The sequence below is a fragment of the Bacillus sp. z26 genome (assembly GCF_058313635.1).
Window position 1 is genome coordinate 1,023,779 of sequence record NZ_JBZFQM010000001.1, and the last position, 18,373, is coordinate 1,042,151.

General features: G+C 38.1%; 13 protein-coding genes, 1 pseudogene and 1 other annotated feature. Of the genes and pseudogenes, 6 read left to right on the forward strand and 8 right to left on the reverse strand.

The window, feature by feature from the left end; translation table 11 throughout:
• Positions 1–193 precede the first annotated feature (193 nt).
• Complete coding sequence (gene tyrS, locus AC4G3K_RS04795) at positions 194–1,459, reverse strand: tyrosine--tRNA ligase (protein ID WP_491076256.1); 1,266 nt, start codon at positions 1,457–1,459, stop codon at positions 194–196.
• A gap of 52 nt (positions 1,460–1,511) precedes the next feature.
• Positions 1,512–1,744, reverse strand: a binding site (T-box leader).
• A gap of 149 nt (positions 1,745–1,893) precedes the next feature.
• Between tyrS and AC4G3K_RS04800 the strand changes: the two genes are divergently transcribed.
• Entirely contained in the window at positions 1,894–4,737 is a 2,844-nt protein-coding gene (locus AC4G3K_RS04800) for a transglycosylase domain-containing protein (RefSeq protein WP_491132605.1), read from the forward strand.
• Between the two features lie 508 nt (positions 4,738–5,245).
• Here AC4G3K_RS04800 and AC4G3K_RS04805 read toward each other — a convergent pair.
• A pseudogene (locus AC4G3K_RS04805) lies at positions 5,246–5,670 on the reverse strand (GNAT family N-acetyltransferase).
• Between the two features lie 105 nt (positions 5,671–5,775).
• Positions 5,776–7,494: an acetate--CoA ligase gene (acsA, locus tag AC4G3K_RS04810; protein WP_491132606.1), complete on the reverse strand. Its 1,719-nt coding sequence runs from the start codon at positions 7,492–7,494 to the stop codon at positions 5,776–5,778.
• 275 nt (positions 7,495–7,769) lie between these two features.
• On the opposite strand from acsA, the gene AC4G3K_RS04815 reads away from it, so the two are divergent.
• The 3 genes from AC4G3K_RS04815 to AC4G3K_RS04825 are packed head-to-tail and all read left to right on the forward strand — an operon-like array spanning position 7,770 to position 10,223.
• Positions 7,770–8,402 carry a GNAT family N-acetyltransferase gene (locus tag AC4G3K_RS04815; RefSeq protein WP_491132607.1) on the forward strand — a complete coding sequence of 211 codons (633 nt, stop codon included), beginning with the start codon at positions 7,770–7,772 and terminating at the stop codon, positions 8,400–8,402.
• Positions 8,403–8,439: 37 nt separating this feature from the next.
• Positions 8,440–9,081 (forward strand): acetoin utilization AcuB family protein, encoded by a 642-nt coding sequence (locus AC4G3K_RS04820; protein ID WP_491132608.1) that lies wholly within the window; start codon positions 8,440–8,442, stop codon positions 9,079–9,081.
• A complete protein-coding gene (locus AC4G3K_RS04825; RefSeq protein WP_491132609.1) occupies positions 9,078–10,223 on the forward strand; it encodes an acetoin utilization protein AcuC in 1,146 nt (381 codons plus the stop codon). The genes AC4G3K_RS04820 and AC4G3K_RS04825 overlap by 4 nt, the downstream gene beginning before the upstream one ends.
• 206 nt (positions 10,224–10,429) lie before the next feature.
• Here AC4G3K_RS04825 and ccpA read toward each other — a convergent pair whose 3' ends face one another.
• Together ccpA and AC4G3K_RS04835 are read right to left on the reverse strand one after the other, a co-directional pair.
• Positions 10,430–11,428 (reverse strand): catabolite control protein A, encoded by a 999-nt coding sequence (gene ccpA / locus AC4G3K_RS04830; RefSeq protein WP_491076140.1) that lies wholly within the window; start codon positions 11,426–11,428, stop codon positions 10,430–10,432.
• Between the two features lie 526 nt (positions 11,429–11,954).
• Entirely contained in the window at positions 11,955–13,040 is a 1,086-nt protein-coding gene (locus AC4G3K_RS04835; RefSeq protein WP_491076141.1) for a bifunctional 3-deoxy-7-phosphoheptulonate synthase/chorismate mutase, read from the reverse strand.
• Positions 13,041–13,254: 214 nt separating this feature from the next.
• On the opposite strand from AC4G3K_RS04835, the gene AC4G3K_RS04840 reads away from it, so the two are divergent.
• Entirely contained in the window at positions 13,255–15,432 is a 2,178-nt protein-coding gene (locus AC4G3K_RS04840; protein WP_491076142.1) for a cell division protein FtsA, read from the forward strand.
• Between the two features lie 19 nt (positions 15,433–15,451).
• Here AC4G3K_RS04840 and ytxJ read toward each other — a convergent pair whose 3' ends face one another.
• From ytxJ to AC4G3K_RS04855, 3 genes are read right to left on the reverse strand one after another with little or no spacing between them, the layout of a single operon-like run.
• Positions 15,452–15,778: a bacillithiol system redox-active protein YtxJ gene (gene ytxJ / locus AC4G3K_RS04845; RefSeq protein ID WP_491132610.1), complete on the reverse strand. Its 327-nt coding sequence runs from the start codon at positions 15,776–15,778 to the stop codon at positions 15,452–15,454.
• Between the two features lie 38 nt (positions 15,779–15,816).
• Complete coding sequence (locus tag AC4G3K_RS04850) at positions 15,817–16,521, reverse strand: YtxH domain-containing protein (RefSeq protein ID WP_491076144.1); 705 nt, start codon at positions 16,519–16,521, stop codon at positions 15,817–15,819.
• Between the two features lie 28 nt (positions 16,522–16,549).
• Positions 16,550–17,053, reverse strand: a complete 504-nt coding sequence (locus tag AC4G3K_RS04855; RefSeq protein ID WP_491076145.1) for a DUF948 domain-containing protein — start codon at positions 17,051–17,053, stop codon at positions 16,550–16,552.
• 158 nt (positions 17,054–17,211) lie between these two features.
• Here AC4G3K_RS04855 and AC4G3K_RS04860 point away from each other — a divergent pair, with 158 nt between their 5' ends.
• Complete coding sequence (locus AC4G3K_RS04860; protein WP_491132611.1) at positions 17,212–18,327, forward strand: aminopeptidase; 1,116 nt, start codon at positions 17,212–17,214, stop codon at positions 18,325–18,327.
• Positions 18,328–18,373 lie beyond the last annotated feature (46 nt).

Genomic DNA, 18,373 nt, shown 5'->3' on the forward strand with positions numbered 1-18,373 from the left:
TTGATGAATCTACGACAAAGTTTCTCGCATCTGGATGTGCATTGGATTAGTTTTAGCACTGAAGCATCATTAATTACGGAAAGTCCCAATTATTTCCACCAAATTGAACATTATGCATTTTTTGAAAATCATCGGAACCTTTTCCCTACATTAAAAGAGCTGCCTAATTCAGACAGCCCCTCACACATATATATTATACGTACTTAATAAGCGTGTATTTCTTTTTACCGCGGCGAATTACCGTGAATTGTCCTTCTAATTTATCAGCTTCTGCCATTGTATGAGCGAGGTCTGTGACTCTTTCTCCGTTGATGTAAATGGCTCCATTTGTGATATCCTCACGTGCCTGGCGCTTAGACGAAGAGATTTTTGCATTTACAAGTAAATCTACTAATAGTAATTCTTCGTTGCTGCCAACTTCAAAGCTCGGAACATCCTTGAAGCCTTGGCGAATTTCTTCTACTGATAATTGTTTAATATCCCCGCTGAATAAAGCCTTAGAGATATTGATGGCTTGCTGTAAAGCTTCTTCCCCGTGCACAAGCTTTGTTACTTCTTCAGCAAGTGCCTTCTGAGCCGCACGTTTTTCCGGAGCTTCAGCAACCTCTTTCTCAAGCGCTTCAATCTCTTCTTTGCTTAAGAATGTAAAGTATTTAATGTATTTAATGACATCGCGGTCATCTGTATTAATCCAGAACTGGTAGAACTCATACGGAGATGTTTTTTCACGATCAAGCCAAATCGCTCCGCCTTCTGTTTTACCAAATTTAGTTCCATCGGATTTCGTAACAAGAGGAACCGTTAAACCAAAAGCTTTTGCATCTTCCTTCGTTTTACGAATCAATTCCAGCCCCGCTGTAATATTTCCCCACTGATCACTTCCACCGATTTGCAAACGGCAGCCTTGTGTTTCGTATAACTTAAGGAAATCAAGAGATTGCATAATCATGTAGCTAAATTCGGTAAATGAAATACCTGATTCAATACGAGATTGTACCGAATCTTTTGCAAGCATGTAGTTAAGACCAAAGTTTTTACCAATATCCCTTAGGAAAGTAATTAAGTTCATATTGCCAATCCAGTCATAGTTATTGGCCATGATTGCTTTATTCTCGCCAGTTTCAAAATCAAGGAAACGGGAAAGTTGATCTTTGATACGTGCAGTCCATTGATGAACAACGTCCTCCGTGTTTAACGTACGCTCTGCCTTTTTACCACTAGGATCTCCAATCATTCCTGTTGCTCCGCCAACTAATGGGATTGGCTGGTGCCCAGCTAACTGGAAGCGTCTCAGGATTAAAATAGGCAGCAAATGGCCAATATGCAAGCTATCAGCAGTCGGATCGAAACCGGCATATAATTTCACGCTTTCTTCCTGTAATAATTTTTCCAAACCCTCTTCATCAGTAAATTGATTTACCAGACCTCTGAAACGCAAATCATCTAAAATATTCATTATTCTCCACCTCTTATTATTTAAAATAATATAAAAAAACGCCCCTTCATTAAAATGAAGGGACGATTAACTATCGCGGTACCACCCAACTTGCGAAACATGACAATTGTCTCGCCGCTTATCTTTTTAACGGAAAGGTTCCGGCATTCGCTACACAGCTTTATACAAAGCTTTCCCGAATACTGCTCGAGGAGGTAATTCATTATTCCGCTTGTACCGGTTTGCACCAACCACCGGCTCTCTATAACATTGGCGGACTAACTACTGGGTTCCTGTAATCGCATCAACTATAAAATTAAATGTTATGCTTTTTTTACCATAACAGCATACTCCTTGTCAAACCCAATAATTGTATTGTTTGTTATTAAGAAGAAACTATATCTACCAGAACCCTTGCTTATGCTATAATGTATGTGATTTGTTGGGAGAGTGAATGAATGAAAGATATGTTTATAAAACTTAAAGAAAGACTCACACCATTTTATAACTATATAACCACACCAACTGTAAAGCGAAAAGCAAGAATTTCCTATCAGGTAATTTGGAATTATTTATTAATCTTTCTGATTGTATGTATCATAGGGATTGCTTTTGCAGGAGGCGTTGGGGCCGGTTACTTTGCGTCAATGGTAAAGGATGAACCGATCAGGAGCAAAGAGCAGCTCCTATCCAGTATGTCCAATTATGAAGAAACATCTGAGATTTATTTTGCAGGCAATGTATATATGGGGAAGATGCGGTCAGATCTAGAGCGAAAAGAAGTTAAACTGGAAAATGTTTCAGATCATGTCAAGAAAGCATTGATTTCCACTGAGGATTCCTATTTTTATGAGCATAAAGGTGTTGTACCAAAAGCCATTATTCGAGCTTTACTTCAAGAAGTGACAAATGCTTCTGTCCAATCAGGGGGAAGCACACTGACACAGCAATTAATTAAACAACAAATATTAACAAATGAGGTTTCCTTTGATCGTAAAGCCAAGGAAATCCTGCTGGCACTTCGCCTTGAGAAATTCATGGAAAAAGATGAGATTCTAGAAGCCTATCTTAATATCTCGCCATTTGGCCGAAATTCCTCCGGCCGTAATATTGCCGGCGTCCAGGCAGCAGCGGACGGTATATTTGGCGTAAATGCCAAAGATTTAACTCTACCACAAGCAGCCTTTATTGCAGGAATGCCCAAAAATCCATACCTTTATACACCATTTACTCAATCTGGTGAAGTGAAGGAGGATGTTACTCCTGGTATCAACCGGATGAAAACGGTCCTGAAAAGAATGTATACAAATGGTGCCATTACAAAAAAAGAGTATGAAGCTGCGTTAAAATATGATATTACGAAAGATTTTGCCAAGAAACAGTCATACCCTACTGAAAAGTACCCATACTTAACCTATGAAGTAGAGAAAAGAGCAATTGAACTCATGATGCCAATATTGGCAAAGCAAGATGGTCTTTCAAGCAAAGATTTAGAAAAAGACGACGATCTTTATAAACAATATTATACCTTGGCTGATCAGGCCATTCGACAAAACGGCTATCAAATCCATACAACCATTAACCAAAAAATGTATGACAATATGCAGAAAGTCACTAAAAATTTTCCTTATTATCAGGGTACTCGACAGGTAACGAAAACAGATCCTGAAACGGGGAAAACCTATATAGAGAATGAACCAATTGAAGTTGGTGCTATGCTCATTGAAAACTCAAACGGAAAAATACTTAGCTTCGTTGGAGGCCGTGATTTTGAGCGAGAGCAGCTTAATCATGCCACAGCTGCTGTCCGTTCCAATGGATCAACGATGAAGCCACTACTTGTATATGCACCAGCGATGGAGTATGGAGTTTCTTATCCAGGTAAAACGTTGGTCAATGCTCCTGTGAACATTCGCGGTTGGAGTCCAGGAAACTATGCCGGCGGAGGGATTACCGGAATAACCTCTGCACGTGAAGCGCTAAAGAGATCTTATAATATACCGGCAGCGGTTCAATATGCAGAAATTTTAAATCGTAAACCGGTAACATTTCTCGAAAAAATGGGCTTCACTTCTTTAGAAGAGCAAGATTATACAAACCTAGCCACTTCTTTGGGTGCATTGGCCAGAGGCGTAACCGTAGAAGAAAATACAAATGCCTATGCAACATTTGCAAATGGCGGACAATTCGTAGATAGCTATATGATTGAAAAAATAGTAGACTCAAACGGAAAAACTATTTACCAACATAAAAAGACGAAGACGAATGTCTTCAGTCCGCAGACAGCTTATTTAACAATCGATATGATGAGAGATGTCATCAGTTCCGGAACAGCAGCCGGTTTAAACAGTAAATTGAAGTTTTCAGCGGACTGGGCCGGCAAAACAGGTACAAGTCAGAAGTACCATGATGCCTGGATGGTTGCTACAAATCCAAATGTTACATTTGGGGTTTGGATGGGATATGATTCAAATGCATCTGTGGATACATATGGAATGAGTTATTCACAGCGAAATCAAACCTTATGGGCACAGTTAATAAATTCCGCTTATGATGTTGCACCAAACATAGTTGGGCCTTCAAAGCGGCACCAAATGCCAGGCGGAATTGTATCCAGATCCTATTGTTCGTTGAGCGGATCATTAGCATCTAAAGCCTGTGCAGATGCGGGACTCGCAAAATCTGATTATTTCAATGCCAAGTATCTTCCTTTATCTGAGAATGGCAACCTTCCGACATCAAGTGAAAGATATGTATTTATAAATGGAAATAAATATGTAGCACTGGATTCTACTCCGGAGGAATTCACAGAAACTGGTCTTGTTATCAATGCTGACTTCTCTAACATTGTAGGTGCAAAATACCTTATTGATAAATCAACTATTACGCCAAAAGGCTCTGATTTTGAGAATTCGTTCGTGGGCGGATCGAAAATGAATGATAATGGAAAGGCTCCTGGAGCACCATCAGTTACTTCAAAAGAGAATGTTATTAGCTGGAGTTCTCCTGGAGATTCTGATATCGTCGGCTACCGCGTATACGTAAATGGCAGCAAAGTAGCCAGCATCAAAGGAAATAATTCGCTAAGCTATAAAACAGATGGTAAAGGATCGTATTACATTACTGCGGTAGATATAGCAGGTAAGGAATCTGCCCCATCCTCCATGATTAAATATAAAGCAGAGACTAAGGCTAAAGAAGTTAAAAAAGAAACCTCTACAGATAAGAAAGAAACAAATGATAAGAAGAAAACTACAGATAAGAAAGAGCCAGTACCTGTAGAAAATTCAGAAGAAGAATAAAATAAAAGGCTGTTCCAGGTTGTTTAACCAGACTTGGAACAGCCTTTTCTACATCCTATTATAATCGTATACATAGACTATATAGTAGGAACTTAAATTATTACTTTGTCCATCCAAAACTCTCGCTACAAAATAGTAAGCTTCGGCTTGTATACACAAACAATAATAGGTAAAATATGTATAAGGTTCGATTGGAGGATAATGATGTGCAGATAAAAAGTTTTATCGTGACTTTTGGATCATTTATAGTGACAACCATCATACTTTATTTTCTTGGTGAAATGTTTAATATATCTTGGTTGCAGATGCACTATGAATACAGAAATGTTTCAAATGAGTTCTATCTTTCAATAGGGTCATTTGTACCCATCCTTATCGGTTTAATAACAAGCTTTTTGGCTGAAAAGTTTTATATATACAGGTATACAAACACAAGATAGTAAATCTATATCAAATTTTTACACATGATTTCCCCTTGTAATTCATCGATCGTACAAACCTTTTCGCTTCAAAATCCCAAGTTAATTAAAATTTTTCTCGAATGGATATTAGTTGGATCGATAATTACCTTTAGTTTCTTCAATTTTGATTCTTTAGCTTTTTCGATTAATGTTTTAGCAATTTCCGTTCCATAGCCTAAACCCCAATATTTTGGCAATATCATATATCCAATTTCAGCTTCTTTAAGCCATTCTTCATTTTTGTTACATGACCCAGTCCAATAAATTCACCAACATTGTCAAAGATTTTATATGTACCGAAATTTTCGTTTTTATATTTCTCATTACGCTCTACTAACTTATGAAAATTTACTTAAGCTTCCTCAAAAGAAATCGAACGGACTTTTATTTGAGCCATAACCTTCTCATTCCTTACAAGGCTATAATAATCCATAAAATCGTTTTCTTGAACCTTTACTAGTTTAATTTTCATTACCTTCTCCCTTTCCCTATAATTAAAAATATATATGCTGAGGCATAATAGAAAATAAAAAGAGGTGTTCATAAGGTCATCGAAACCTTATAAACACCTTTGTTTTTAATCTTCCATTGTTGATAAGTCACCTGTAGGCAATTCAAGCTCCCAGGCCTTCAATACTCTTCGCATAATTTTACCGCTTCGTGTTTTCGGCAGCTTTTCCTTAAACTCAATCTCTCTTGGTGAAGCGTGAGCAGCAAGCCCTTGTTTAACAAATAGCCTGATTTCTTCTTTAAGCTCATCCGAAGGCTCGTATCCGGACCTGAGAGCAATAAACGCTTTAATAATTTCGCCGCGTACCGGATCCGGTTTGCCTATTACTCCTGCTTCAGCAACTGCTGGATGTTCAACCAACTTGCTTTCAACTTCAAACGGTCCTACCCGTTCTCCGGATGTCATAATGACATCATCGATTCTGCCTTGGAACCAAAAGTACCCATCTTCATCCATGTAGGCAGAGTCCCCCGAAACATACCATCCGGAAGGCATAAAGTAGGATTCATATTTTTGCTGGTTATTCCAGATTTGTCTCATCATAGATGGCCAGCCTTTTTTGATTGCTAAATTGCCCATCCGATATGGAGGCAATTCATTCCCCTGATCATCCACTATAGCAGCCTCCACCCCAGGGATCGGTTTCCCCATAGAGCCTGGTTTAATCTCCATACATGGATAATTACAAATAAGCTGAGCTCCGGTCTCTGTCATCCACCATGTATCGTGGATTCGTTTTGAGAATACTTTTTGCCCCCACTTAATGACTTCAGGATTTAAAGGCTCCCCAACACTGAGCACATGGCGGAGACTGGATAAATCATATTGTTTTACCACCTCATCGCCAGCTCCCATGAGCATGCGGAATGCTGTAGGAGCACTGTACCAAACGGTTACATGGAAATCTTCAATGGTTTGGTACCAAGCCTCCGGGCTAAACCGTCCTCCAGTGACCACAGAAGAGGCACCATTTAGCCAAGGAGCAAATATCCCATAAGACGTTCCTGTGACCCACCCTGGATCTGCTGTACACCAATATACATCCTCTTCTTTTAAGTCGAGTACCCATTGACCGGTTTTCAAATGTTGGATCATTGCATTATGTGCATGCAAGACACCTTTAGGCTTACCCGTTGAACCCGATGTATAATGGAGAATTAACCCATCTTCCCGGTCCACCCATTCTATCTCTAATTTTTTCGACGCATTTTCATATTTACTGTTAAAATCTATATATTTGCCAGTCTCCTCTACTTGATCTCCCACTACAAAAATATGCTTTAAAGCCGGAAGATCATCCGTAGGTATTCTGGATACTAATTCAGGCGTTGTGACGATTACACTGGCTTCACTGTCTTCTAAGCGATCTTTAACCGCTCCTTCCATAAAGGCTTCAAATAAAGGTCCCACAATCGCTCCCAATTTAATGGCACCAAGAACAATAAAATACAATTCCGGTGATCTTGGCATAAAAATAAATACCCTGTCACCTTTTTTTACATTGCCGGATTCCTTCAGTACATTTCCTGCCTTATTCGATAAATCTTTCATATCACTATATGTATACTTCTCATAGCGATTAGGGTCTTTATAATATAATGCTACCTTATTGCGCCTGAAATTTTCAGTGTGTCTATCAATACATTCGTATGCTGCATTCACTTTTCCTGTGGTATGCCAAGAGAATTCCTTTTCTACATCCTTCCAGTCAAATGATTTATAAGTACCCTCATAGTTTGCTAAATTATAATCCCCTTTTTCAATAGAAAGCGCTTCCAGTTTCATAATTATTTCCCCCCTGATCATGATAATATATTGATAGTATAGTACAAAATCCAATTTATCTCAATTTTTTAAATATTTTATTAAATTAAGACAATATGGTACAATCTTTATAATTGTAGTGACTTTTAAGATAAACATACCTATTCATTTTAAAATAGCAGAATAAGAACTCTGAATTTCCACTACATCTGACCTAAAAAGTTCATATCATGGAACGTTTACTTATTTTAAAGTACTGTATAATAGCTTTAAAATGTGACCTGGGTGGTGTATGAATGGAACATAAGAAAACGTATTATTCGAAAGAATTTAAAACGCCTCGCGGGCCGCTTGTTATTGAGGGTCCAGTCTCACATAATCAATTGGAGGATCTCCAATTTCATGAAGGCCTTGTTGCCTTTAGAGTTCCCGAAAAACAGCACAAGGCTCTCATACAAATCAGTAGCCTTCCTGAAGGCCGAATTATTATTGCGAGGAATCGCGATGTAATTGTTGGATACGTTACGTATTTATATCCTGACCCTTTGGAACGCTGGTCAGAGGGAAAGATGGATGATTTGATTGAACTCGGTGCTATTGAAGTCATTCGTGAATACCGTGGCTGTTCGGTCGGTAAAAATCTACTTCGAGTGGCTATGATGGATGAGTGGATGGAAAATTACATCATTATTACGACAGAATATTATTGGCATTGGGATTTAAAAGGCAGCGGCTTAAATGTATGGGAATATCGAAAAATGATGGAGAAAATGATGAGTGCCGGTGGATTGGAATGGTATGCTACTGATGACCCTGAAATATGCTCCCATCCGGCTAATTGTTTAATGGCCAGAATAGGGAAAAATGTAGATAAAGAGAGCGTTCAAAGATTCGATCAATTAAGATTCATGAATCGGTATATGTATTAACGATTACCGATTGTCGACTTTTCGAGGGGGGCTACTTGTGATTATTGAGGATATCATGATTAAAGATGTGATTACGCTGCAAAAAAATGCCACACTCCAGCAGGCAATTGATCTGGTGAAACAAAAGAAAATTAGGCATATACCAATCATAGATGATGAACAGCAATTAATTGGCCTATTATGTGATGTGGATATCCGCTCTGCAACTCCATCTATCTTCCATATAGAAGAATTCAAGGAAGACCTTTTAAAACCAATAAGCGATATCATGATTACCGATGTTTATACAGCACACCCTCTTGATTTCGTAGAAGAGATTGCCTTTGTGTTCTATGAACAAAAGATATCCTGTATGCCTGTAATCAGTGAGAACAAATTGGTCGGGATTGTTACGGAAACCGATCTTCTGCATACGTATGTTGAACTTACAGGGGCCAATCAGCCTGCCTCTCAAATTGAAGTGAAAGTCACCAATAAACCAGGTACGCTTAGTGAAATTGCGGAAGTTATTAAAGGACAAAATGTGAATAGCATTTTCATTTATCCGTATAAAGAAGACCCCGCTTTTAAAATTCTAGTCCTGAGAATTCAAACAATGAACCCTCTGAAGATTGTTCAGGGGCTGAAATCGGCCGGATATGAAGTAGTGTGGCCAAATGTTCCGGAGAGCAACCTATGAAGGAAGCTTCATTTGTTTATTCAGCCGATTTACTTTCCTATAAATTTAATGATGAGCATCCATTTAACCAAAAACGTCTGCAAATAACAGTGGATTTATTAAAAAAAATGGATGCCCTGAAAGAGGAAGACTGTATCAAACCCAGAATGGCCACAGATGAAGAGTTAAACCTCGTGCATGACCTCGAATACATCCATTCAATCAGATTGGCTGGACAAGGTAAACTTGACCCTGACAAAGCATTAAATTATGGAATTGGCACCGAAGATACCCCCATATTTCCGGGTATGCACGAGGCAAGTGCCTGGCTAGTCGGAGGGACATTATCTGCCGTGGATGAAGTAATGGAAGGGCGTGCTCAACATGCTTTGAATCTTGGTGGGGGTTTGCATCATGGTTTTAGAGGCAAAGCCTCTGGATTCTGTATCTATAATGACAGTTCTGTTGCCATTAAGTATATGCAGAAGAAATATAATGCCAGAGTACTTTATGTTGATACGGATGCACATCATGGAGATGGGGTTCAATGGACTTTTTATGATGACCCTTCTGTTTGTACCCTGTCTATCCATGAAACCGGGCGTTACCTATTCCCAGGTACCGGGAATATTACTGAACGGGGAAGCGGCAAAGGATATGGATTTTCGTTTAATATCCCGCTTGATGCCTTTACGGAAGATGAATCATGGCTCGATTGCTATGAGAAATCCTTTCAGGCTGTTATCGAATTTTTCCGGCCAGACGTTATCTTAACGCAAAATGGTGCGGATGCCCATTACTATGACCCATTAACACACCTTTCCGCTACTACAGCTATCTATCAATATATACCCAAGCTTGCCCATAAGCTTGCACACAAGTACTGCCAAGGAAAATGGATCGCAGTCGGAGGCGGAGGGTATGATATATGGAGGGTGGTACCGCGAGCCTGGTCGTTAGTATGGCTTGAAATGACCAATAACCCGAATCGCACAGGTCAGTTGCCAAAAGAATGGACTAATTATTGGTCTGCATTGGCACCTGTCACTTTACCAAGTACATGGGAGGATCCACCTGATATGTATACGCCTATCCCTAGGAAAGGCGAGATTACGGAAAAGAACGCCAAAACCCTTAAAAAGGCACTTTACACGATTTCATAACCCTGTTGATCAGATGAGGAATCTATTTTATGGAGTAGTACTCATACAAAATTATTTTATTACTAAAAATTCTTATTAAACCGTCACAAACAACATGTTATACAACTAAAGATGAGGACAAAGATATTATGAATACAATTAATTATATAAAAAAAAGCTGACCCATTTGTATGAATGTTCACAAAATGGCTCAGCTTTTTTAATTTTTATTTTGTAGAGTCTCTCTCTTCAATTCTGTATGGAAGAATCACAGTGGATTCATCCACCTCTTCCTTGTTCATAAGCTTTGTCAGCAAGCGCATCGAAACAGCACCGATATCATATAATGGCTGAACAACCGTCGTTAGACGAGGGCGTACCATTAAAGATAATCTTGTATTGTCAGAGCTTATTACCTCAAGATCATCCGGTATAGATATTCCTTTATCCTGTGCTGCATGGATGATACCAAGAGCAGCTTCATCTGAACATACAAAAATAGCGGTCGGCTTATTCTCCAATTCCATCAATTGGTTCAGAGCTTCAATACCATCATCATAAGTTGTATCTGTCTCCACTACATAGTCCTCATTGAATGGAAGATTAGCCGCTTCTAATGCTTTACGATATCCCGGCATCATTTTTTCCTTTATAATTGCGTTCTGTAAAGAACCTGTAACTATGGCAATTTTCTTGTGTCCATTTTTAGCAAAGGATGTTATTGCATCTATAACGGCTTGTTCATAATCAATATTTACAGATGGGATTTGATTTGAATCTTCAATTGTTCCAGCCAATACAATTGGAACCGATGATTTCTTAAACTCTTCAATATGTTGATCTGTCATATTTGAACTCATAAATACAAGTCCATCCACTTGTTTACCAAGCATTGTTTGAATCAAATGCATTTCCTTGTCTTCATTTGAGTCAGAGCTGCTTAAAATAATGTTGTATTTGTACATTGTAGCAATATCTTCTATGCCTCTTGCAAGCTCTGCAAAAAAGATACTGGAGATATCCGGAATAATTACTCCAACTGTTGTTGTTTTTTTACTTGCCAGTCCACGAGCTACCGCATTTGGTCTGTAGCCAAGTCTTTCAATCACTTCATTTACTTTTTTACGCGTTGCCGGTTTAACATTTGGATTACCGTTGACAACACGTGATACAGTAGCCATAGAGACACTAGCCTCTCGAGCTACATCATAAATTGTAATATTCATTTTTTACACCGCCCAACTCTCTCTTATCTTACCCTAATAGTATTGAATTTAAGTACCATTTAGTATGTTATTATAATAATACTCTACCCTCTAAATTCGTGCAAATAAACACTTTATCAATTTTCTTACTATTGTTTATATAACTAAACAGTCAGTCTAATTTCAACCAAGAGTGATTCTTCATCTCTTTGCAAGACAATATCCGTTAAAACATCCCTATGCCAATCACATGATAGCGGGATTTTCCTTTAATTATTCAAAAAATGGGTTCTTCCCATCTTTTTTTGCAGCTCTGTTAAACTTAAATGTTGTTATCCGTCCCTAGCTCTGGCCTTCGATTTCCGGCGGTCCGGGAGCCTCCTTGGGATTTACGCCTGTTGGGTTTCCCTTGGCCTTTCTTTTCTAAGCAAGGAGTCTCAGGCCATCCACAACTATCAACCAGCTAATAAATCAACAATGAACTCTAAAAAAGCCTTTTATAAGAATAAATGAATGAAAAAGAGCTGCCAGGTAGCAGCCCTTACTATTATACTCTGATTCCTGTATTTTGAGTGAATTGATTAATCTCTTTTACAAACGTATCAAATTGGTTGAGATCCATTTGTTGTGCTGAATCAGACAACGCAACCGCCGGATCCGGATGAACTTCAGCCATGACCCCGTCTGCTCCTATCGCCAAAGCGGCCTTAGCAGTTGGAATTAATAGATCTCTACGACCTGTAGAATGCGTTACATCAACAAACACCGGTAAATGAGTTTCTTTTTTTAGTATAGGCACCGCTGAAATATCAAGTGTATTCCGTGTAGCCTTTTCATACGTTCGAATACCGCGTTCACATAATATAATATTTCCATTTCCCTGTGCCATTATATATTCAGCCGCATTAATAAACTCTTCAATCGTTGCCGCCAGCCCTCTTTTTAGAAGAACAGGTTTATTAACCGCTCCTGCGGCTTTAAGTAACTCAAAGTTCTGCATATTACGGGCACCGATTTGAATAACATCAATATACTTAACCGCCTTCTCAATATCGGCTGGATTTACAATTTCACTTATGACAGCCAAGTCAAATTCATCAGCGACCCGTTTCAGAATCTTTAATCCTTCTTCACCCAATCCCTGGAAGTCATAAGGAGATGTCCGTGGTTTATACGCTCCGCCTCGAAGTAATTTATATCCTTTATCTTTAACAGCTTTTGCCACTGTCGCTACTTGTTCATAAGATTCTACCGCACAAGGGCCAAAAACAAAAGATGGTTGTCCATTTCCAACCTTCTCGCCCTTTATATCAATGATTGTATCTTCTGGATGTTTCTTACGGGAAACAAGCAGCGCTTTACGATGATCATCTTCCTGCAATTCAAGACTGGCTTTAAATATTTCTTTAAATATATGTTCAATGGTTGATTTTTCAAATGGTCCATCATTATTTTGGATAAGTGTATTAAGCATTTCTCTTTCTCTCACAGGATCATAACGATATTGACTTTGTTTTCCTTTTAATTCACCAATTTGTTGTACAACTTTACCTCGTTCATTAATAAGCTGTAATAATTGCAGATTTAAATTATCCAGTTGTTCTCTTAATACATCTAGTTCTTTATTACTCAATATCACTCATCCTCTCTGTTTCTGCTTCCCGAGTTTTAACACTTTGGCACAGGTTATTTAAAATTATAAAAATTTCGAATTCCCTTAGTAAAATATTTTACATTTCAGTATATAATTGAAACTATTATAACGGATTAAATTCATATTGTCACTATTAAAACCTTTATTAATAAAACGCTTTTAAGCATTAAAGCGTAAAAGGAGAGGTAAATCCTTGACCAAAAAAATCTTTGCTCTTGATATCGGGACACGCTCAGTTGTAGGAATCATATTAGAAATACGCCAAGATAAATATGTGGTTACAGATGTATTGGTAAGGGAGCATACAGAGCGCGCGATGCTGGATGGGCAAATTCATGACGTCGTTTCCGTCTCCAACGTTATACTTAATATTAAGCTATCATTAGAAAAAAAGCACGGACCTCTTACTAAAGTATGTGTAGCAGCGGCAGGACGTGCTTTACGCACAGAAATCGGGAAATCGTCTATAAACATAACCGGAAAACCCATCCTTTCTGCCGATGATCGCATTCATCTTGAATTAGCGGCTGTACAACAAGCCCAATTTAGAGTAGCTGACAAAGAAGAAATCCAAAATAATTATCATTATTACTGTGTAGGATATTCTGTTCTTCACTATTATCTGGATGGGCAGGAAATCGGAAATTTGCTTGATCAAAAAGGTGACTTAGCTGAGGCAGAAATTATCGCCACTTTTCTTCCAAGAGTCGTTGTTGAATCGTTATTTGCTGCTCTGAAAAGGGTTGATTTGGAACTTGAAGCTCTTACTCTTGAACCAATTGCTGCCATTCATGTCCTTATTCCCCCTTCTATGAGAAGACTTAATATTTGTCTAGTTGACATTGGAGCCGGTACCTCTGATATAGCACTAACAGATGAACGAACCATTATCGCTTACGGAATGGTCCCTGTTGCCGGAGATGAGATAACGGAAGAGATCAGCGACCAGTATCTACTAGATTTTCCAAACGCAGAAGAAGTTAAGCGATCCATTAATGAAAATGACTTGATTAACGTTCAAGATATCTTGGGTTTTGAATCAGAGATACCAAAAGAAGAAATGCTTATGGCCATCCAGCCAGCCATTGAAAAATTAGCAGATTCCATTTGTCAGGAAATTTTACGATTGAACAATGATAAGGCCCCTCAAGCAGTTATGCTTATTGGTGGAGGTAGCTTAACACCTCGTCTACCAGATATTCTAGCAGATAAATTAAATCTGCCTGCCAATAGAGTCGCTATACGCGGAATAGATGCCATTAAAAATTTAGAAATGGAGTCTGATCTTAAGAAGGGACCTGAATTGGTTACCCCAATCGGAATTGCCATTTCATCAGAGGTTAATCCTATTCACTATGTTTCTGTCGAGGTTAATGGCATTCCTGTTCGTTTATTTGATTTAAAACAACTGACAATAGGAGATGCTTTGCTAGCAGCAGGACTGCATTTAACAAAACTTTACGGTAAACCCGGTAATGCAAAGATCGTAAGTATTAATGGGAGAAATATTACAATACCAGGCAGTCATGGCGAGCCACCGCTTATCAGAAAGAATGATGAGAATTGCCCACTTGATGCGGCATTAACTCCGGGGGATCAAGTGTGGATAGAAAAAGGAAAAGATGGCAAAGAAACTTCTGTTATTTTAAGTGAATTACTTGATGAACTGCCAAACAGGAAGATTTATATAAATGAGGAAAAATACGAAATACCGTGTACCTTATTCGTTAATGGATTTCCTGCTGACGGTCATGAGAAAGTTCATGATGGTGATCAGATTATATTTAGAATGCCTGAAACCGTACAAGATGCATTGTTATTTGCCGGATTGAACTCTATATTAGAAGAACTTATGTCGTTCAATCTATTTATCAATGGCCAGCAGGAAAGCTTTCCTTCATTTTCAGGTGCCGTATATGTTAACGGTAAAGCTGTGTCATTCAATTATCGGATATCCGATAATGATCACCTTACCTTAATCCGCAGAAAGCCAGTAACTGTCAAAGATTTGATAGCCGTATATAGCACCGGTAATATGAATCAAATCTCTGTTACATTTAATGATAAACCACTTACCTTAACAAATAAATCCTATTCGGTTTATCGGGGAAATACTGCCTTAAGTGAAACTGATATTCTTTTAAATAGAGAGTTAATTCAAGTAAGATTTGAAAAAACCTCCTCTTTTATATTTCAGGATCTTTTTCGATACATTGATATAGAATTACCCAAGGACAATCCAGGTGGGTTTCACCTTATTCGAAATAAACATGAAGTTACGTTTTACGATGAAATCCGAAACGGTGACCACCTTGAAATTGTCTGGTTTCATACTAATCCATCACCAATAAATAAACCGGTAAGGAATTAATTTCCTTACCGGTTTCTATTTAGCTATACTCTTTAATCGCTTGTTCGAGATTTTCATTTGTAATTCTTCCATGTGAGGTGTTCCACACGGCCTTTCCATTTTTAAACAAAATAGCTTGGGGCGTTTCATGTTTGATTCCTGTCAAATCTCGGACATACTCAGATAGTGGTTTAGCTTCCTGTACAGCCAAATAGGCTGTTTTGACAGCAGGATGCTCCTCAACAAACTTCGTATATTCATTAAAAGCTTCTCCGCTAATAGGACACGTAAGGCTATGTTTCAGAAGCAGAAAAACATTATGTTCTAAAAGTTGCTGAAATTCCACTTGACTTTCAACCTTCTTCATCATTCTTCACCCCATTTTATTATTCTCTGAAACCATAATTATTTTTTATTTGATGGATTTTTTGAATTGGATGATGAATTGCCTTTATTACCATTTGATTTAGATGAATTTGAACCATATTCAACTTTCACTGTATTATTTGAACTGCCAGAAGGAGTTTTACCAGACGTAGTATTTCCACTGGCTGTCGAATTGAATCCAGTTTTTTCAGAAGCATATGTTTCTTTTTTAGCTGTATTTTTATTGTCTATGTTTTCTTTACCTTCATACACGTCATCCGGAGAATCAACTACAACATTGCTATCTGCCGTTTTATCCGTTTGTTTTTCATCTGTAGCAGAAGATTGGCTATCACTGTCTTCACTTGCACTGTTTCCAAATTTTTTCTTGACTGCCTCTGTTAATGGCGCACTTTTTTCTTTAGCTACAGAAATCCATCCTGTTCCTTTTTCAGTAGCTGTTTGTTTAAGGGCGATTCCTTTTTCAGTAGCTGTTTGTTTTAAAGCAGTCCCTTTTTCAGTAGCCGTTTGTTTTAGAGCGTTCCCTTTTTCCATCAAAGGCGCACCTTTTTCCATTAATGCACTGCCGTGTTCAGATAACTCACTGCGAAGCTCTTTTCCCGACTTAGGAGCTAAAAATAGCGCTGTAGCTGCTCCAACAAGTCCTCCTACGATAGCTCCTACTACAAAATCTTTTGTAGACATACCATTATCTTGATTAAGGTTTTCATTTTTATTATTCATTCTTTAACATCTCCTTTTTATTTGTTGATTAAGATTGAGAACGTTGATATCTAGTTTCTTGTGTCGGTAAACTTATATTTCTTTCAACTTCAGTGTCAGAATATACTTCCATATTCTGTTCAGCTTTATGCTTTTTCCACTTATTCACGAGTTCAATGCATACATTCCCCCATTGTACTACTTGGGTGATTTTTTCGTTATTTTGACTCGCTGCCAATTGAACGCGATTTGTAACCTGATCAATTGTTTGATTCACTCGATGAATCGAGCCTCCTACACCTTTTACAGCATCTACAACAGTATTTAAATTCTCTGATTTCTGCTGAATATCTTCCGCCAGAGCGTTCGTTTTATGCAATAACAATGTTGTTTCTGTTGTAATGCCCTGCATTTGAGTTTCCAATCCTGTTAGCGTACTGGAAACGCTCTCCATTGTTGTTTGAAGGGATTTCAATGTTCTTGAAAGATAAATAACAAGAACCAGGAACGCAATGGCGATTACAGCCACACTTAAATATAAGATAATTTCCATCGTCTTCACTCCATCTCTAGATTATAATTAGTTTTTACCCTTTATTGACACTTTTAAACTATATAAGGGTTTCTTATTCCTACATTCTTCAATTCGTCTTAATATTATAGATAAAGTAAGATACAATATAATTATAATAAAGTTAAAAGGAGAATTATATGAGGGATCCAAGAATTCAACAATTAGCTCATAATTTAATCAACTATTCCGTAAAGTTGCAAAAAGGGGAAAGAGTGCTTATCGAGAATTTTGGCATTCAGCCAGAATTAGTAAAAGCATTGGTACAAGAAGCCTATCAAGCTGGTGGATACCCATTCGTCTCCACAAAAGATCAAACCATAGAAAGACAGCTTTTATTGGGTGCAACCGAAGAGCACTATAGCTTAATAGCAGAATTCGAAGCACAGGTTATGAATAAAATGGATGCTTATATTGGTCTGCGTGCAGGTAATAATATTTCTGAACATTCTGATGTACCTGCCGAAAAAATGAAAATATACGGACAAACTATTCAAAATCAAGTACACAGAGATATCCGGGTACCGAAAACTAAATGGGTAGTCCTTCGCTATCCAACGAATTCAATGGCTCAGCTTGCCAAAATGAGCACAGAAGGTTTTGAAGATTTCTATTTTAACGTGTGTAATTTAGATTACGCTAAAATGTCTGAAGCGATGAACAGTCTCGTAGATTTAATGAATCAAACAGATAAGGTGCATATCAAAGGTCCAGGGACCGATTTACATTTTTCCATCAAAAACATTCCAGCTGTTAAGTGTGCAGGTGAGCGCAATATTCCAGACGGTGAAGTATATACTGCTCCTGTACGTGATTCTGTAAATGGAACCATTACGTACAATACCCCTTCGCCATATCAAGGATTTACATACGAAAATGTATGCTTAACATTTGAAAATGGAAAAATTATAAAAGCAACAGCCAATGACACTGAGAGAATTAACAAAGTATTCAATAGCGATGAAGGTGCACGTTATATTGGTGAATTTGCAATTGGAGTTAATCCATATATAACCAAGCCTATGCAGGATATTCTTTTCGATGAAAAAATTGATGGCAGCTTCCACTTCACACCGGGCCAAAGCTATGACGAGGCACCTAATGGAAACCATTCCAGTATCCACTGGGATTTAGTGAATATCCAGCGTAAAGATTATGGAGGCGGAGAAATTTATTTCGATGATCGCTTGATCAGGAAAGATGGCAGATTCGTCATCCCGGAATTAGAAAAACTCAATCCTGAAAATCTCAAATAAACCAAAAACCCTCCAAGAGCTCATTAGTGTCCTCTTGAAGGGTTTT